Origin of the sequence: Pseudomonas sp. NPDC087803, from assembly GCF_044742995.1 — a bacterium.
Classification (GTDB): domain Bacteria; phylum Pseudomonadota; class Gammaproteobacteria; order Pseudomonadales; family Pseudomonadaceae; genus Aquipseudomonas.
Genome location: NZ_JBIUVO010000131.1, coordinates 1 through 3,306, shown reverse-complemented (window position 1 = coordinate 3,306; position 3,306 = coordinate 1). Strand labels below are relative to the sequence as shown.

At 61.0% G+C, this 3,306-nt stretch carries 3 protein-coding genes and 2 pseudogenes; all 5 read right to left on the bottom strand.

The window, feature by feature from the left end:
* Positions 1 to 134: 134 nt before the first annotated feature.
* Positions 135 to 392: pseudogene (locus tag ACIOUG_RS26825) on the bottom strand (NADH-quinone oxidoreductase subunit M); the annotation flags it as partial.
* A gap of 39 nt (positions 393 to 431) precedes the next feature.
* Complete coding sequence (nuoL, locus tag ACIOUG_RS26820) at positions 432 to 2,285, bottom strand: NADH-quinone oxidoreductase subunit L (protein ID WP_003223787.1); 1,854 nt, start codon at positions 2,283 to 2,285, stop codon at positions 432 to 434.
* A complete protein-coding gene (nuoK, locus tag ACIOUG_RS26815) occupies positions 2,282 to 2,590 on the bottom strand; it encodes an NADH-quinone oxidoreductase subunit NuoK (protein ID WP_003223790.1) in 309 nt (102 codons plus the stop codon). Before nuoK ends, nuoL begins: the two co-directional genes overlap by 4 nt.
* Positions 2,591 to 2,593: 3 nt before the next feature.
* On the bottom strand, positions 2,594 to 3,094 hold the full coding sequence (nuoJ, locus tag ACIOUG_RS26810; protein WP_003223793.1) for an NADH-quinone oxidoreductase subunit J: 501 nt from the start codon (positions 3,092 to 3,094) through the stop codon (positions 2,594 to 2,596).
* Between the two features lie 9 nt (positions 3,095 to 3,103).
* Positions 3,104 to 3,306, bottom strand: a pseudogene (locus ACIOUG_RS26805) (NADH-quinone oxidoreductase subunit I); the annotation flags it as partial.

Here is a 3,306-nt window from a genome sequence, read left to right as displayed (position 1 = left end):
CGGCGCCACCCGAACCTGAATCGGCAGAACAACATGGAACCCATGTGGGAGCGGGGGGGGGGGGGGGGGGGGGGGGGGGGGGGGCGAGCACCAGTCACTAAAGAAAAACCAACAACACCACCACCCCCCCCCCCCCCGCCCAGGGCCAGGTGCACGTTGATGCCGAAGCGCTGGATCCAGACGTGCTTGAACTCAAGCGCCCATGTCGGATCGGCGCCAGGCGCCGGAGCAAATGAATAGTCACCGTGGGCCCACAGCCAGAGGCCGAGGGCGAGTTCCAGGGTCATGGTCAACAGCGCAATCCAGCGGGGGAGGGTAGCGCCGAAGCGCTCACCCATCCAGCACAGCAGGCCGCCGATGAAGGGGATCAGGATTAGCCAAGGCAGAATCATGACGGGCTCGTTTCCTTTCGCAAATTCGCAAGGTTCATATCAGACCGCTACCAGCACGATGGCGCCGATTACCAGCACGGCACCAGCAGCCATCGAGGCGGCATACCAACGCAGTTGACCGGTCTCGGTGCGGCTCAGGGCGGTGTGACCGCCTTTGGCCATACGCGGGATCAGACCGATGGTCTGGTCGAGCGGGTCTCTGCGCAGTACATGGCTGATCGCAAGGTACGGCTTGACGAACAGTTTGTCGTAGATCCAGTCGAAGCCCCAGGCAGCGAACCACCAGGCCGAAAGGAAACGGCCGATGCCGCTGTTGGCGATCGCCGTCACGAAGCGACGCTTGCCGAGGAACAGCAGCGCTGCCAGCAGGATACCGGCCAGGGCGATGGCGCCCGAAGCGATTTCCAGACTGTGCTTGGCTTCGCCACCGGCATGGCCAACGCTTTCTGGCAGAACGCCGTGCAGCGGCGGAACGATCATGGCGCCGACGAAGGTCGACAGCACGATCAGTACCGACAGTGGCAGCCAGTGAGCGATGCCGTGACCGGCGTGGGCTTCAGTCTTGGCTTCACCGTGGAACGTGATGAAGATCAGGCGGAAGGTGTACAGCGAAGTCATGAACGCGCCGACCAGACCTGCGTAGAGCAGACCGTGGTTGCCGCTGGCGAACGCTTCCCAGAGGATTTCGTCCTTGGAGTAGAAACCGGCGGTGACCAGTGGCAGGGCGGCCAGTGCAGCACCACCGACGATGAAGCTGGCGTAGGCCAGTGGCAGTTTTTTCCACAGACCGCCCATCTTGAAGATGTTCTGCTCGTGGTGGCAGGCAACGATCACCGCACCGGAAGCAAGGAACAGCAGGGCCTTGAAGAAGGCGTGGGTCATCAGGTGGAAAATCGCGCCATCCCAGGCACCAACGCCCAGCGCCAGGAACATGTAGCCGATCTGGCTCATGGTCGAGTAGGCGAGGATACGTTTGATGTCGGTTTGTACCAGTGCGGCGAAGCCTGCGAGAACCAGGGTCACACCGCCAACGATGCCCACCAGGTGGAGGATTTCCGGCGCCAGGGTGAACAGACCGTGGGTACGGGCGATCAGGTAGACACCGGCGGTCACCATGGTTGCAGCGTGGATCAGTGCCGACACCGGGGTCGGGCCAGCCATCGCGTCCGCGAGCCAGGTTTGCAGCGGCAGTTGCGCCGATTTACCGACCGCGCCACCCAGCAGCATCAGGGTCGCCAGGGTGATCCAGAAGTCACCGACCTGGAATTTCTGCGGTGCCAGCACCAGCAGTTCCTGAATGTTCAGCGTGCCCACTTGCTGGAACAGGATGAACAGGCCGATGGCCATGAACACGTCGCCGATCCGGGTCACGATGAAAGCCTTGAGTGCGGCGTTACCGTTGTTGCGGTTGCTGTAGTAGAAACCGATCAACAGGTACGAGCACAGGCCCACGCCTTCCCAGCCGAAGTACAGGAACAACAGGTTATCGCCGAGCACCAGGAACAGCATGCTGGCGATAAACAGGTTGGTGTACGAGAAGAAGCGCGAGTAACCCGCTTCGCCGCGCATGTACCAGGACGCGAACAGGTGGATCAGGAAACCGACACCCACCACCACGCCGAGCATGGTGATCGACAGGCCGTCGACGTAGAGGGCGAAGTCAGGCTTGAAGCCTTCGACCGCCATCCACTTCCACAGCACCAGGGTGTAGTGACCGCCCTCGGGAGGCGCGACGTTGAATTGCCAGATGACGTAGGCGGCGACAATCGCCGACAGGCCAATGGAACCCACGCCGATCAGCGCCGAGAGGTTTTCCGACCAGCGTCCACGGGAGAACGACAGCAGCAGGAAACCGATCAGAGGGAATACAAAAGTCAGAAAGATTAGGTTCATCCGCGCATCTCACTGGCAGCGTCGATATCGAGCGTGTGGAAGCGGCGATACAGTTGCAGCAGGATCGCCAGACCAATACTGGCCTCGGCGGCTGCCAGGCTGATCACCAGGATGAACATGATCTGTCCATCCGGTTGGCCCCAACGGGCGCCTGCAACGATGAAGGCCAGGGCAGAGGCGTTCATCATCACTTCCAGACTCATCAACACGAACAAAATGTTGCGGCGGACCATCAGGCCGACCAGACCAAGGCAGAACAGGATGCCGGCAACGGCCAATCCATGCTCGAGAGGGATAGCAGGCATGTCTTACTCCTTCGCCTCGTTACGGCCCAAATGGAACGCCGTGACGGCTGCGGCGAGCAGCAGCATCGAGGCGAGTTCGACCACCAGCAGATACGGACCGAACAGGCTGACGCCCACGGCTTTTGCATCGACGGTGGTGTGGCCGATGGCCTGGCCGCTCTGGTGAGCGAACAGCACATACAGCAGTTCGGCCAGCAGCAGGGCGGCGAGAATCACCGGCCCCGCCCAGATGCCGGGCTTGAGCCAGGTGCGTTCCTGCTGAACCGAGGCAGGGCCCAGGTTCAGCATCATCACCACGAACACGAACAGCACCATGATGGCGCCGGCGTAGGCGATCACTTCCAGCACGCCGGCGAACGGTGCGCCGAGTGCGAAGAAGGTCATGGCCACGGCGATCAACGAGATGATCAGGTAGAGCAGGGCGTGCACAGGGTTGGTGTTGGTGACCACACGAAGCGTGGACACCACCGCGATACCCGATGCGAAATAGAAAGCGAATTCCATCGTTCTTCCTTAAGGCAGCAAGCTCTTCACGTTGATCGGTTCGGCTTCGTTCTGCGCAGAGCCTTTCGGCTTGCCAGCGATTGCCATACCTGCAACACGATAGAAGTTGTAATCAGGGTTTTTGCCGGGGCCGGAGATCAAAAGATCTTCTTTCTCGTACACCAGGTCCTGACGTTTGAACTCGGCCATCTCGAAATCCGGGGTCAGCTGGA

Coding starts and splice junctions, on each gene's coding strand:
- nuoK (WP_003223790.1), bottom strand. CDS start 2,590: ATGCCTGCTATCCCTCTCGAGCATGGATTGGCCGTTGCCGGCATCCTG.
- nuoJ (WP_003223793.1), bottom strand. CDS start 3,094: ATGGAATTCGCTTTCTATTTCGCATCGGGTATCGCGGTGGTGTCCACG.
- nuoL (WP_003223787.1), bottom strand. CDS start 2,285: ATGAACCTAATCTTTCTGACTTTTGTATTCCCTCTGATCGGTTTCCTG.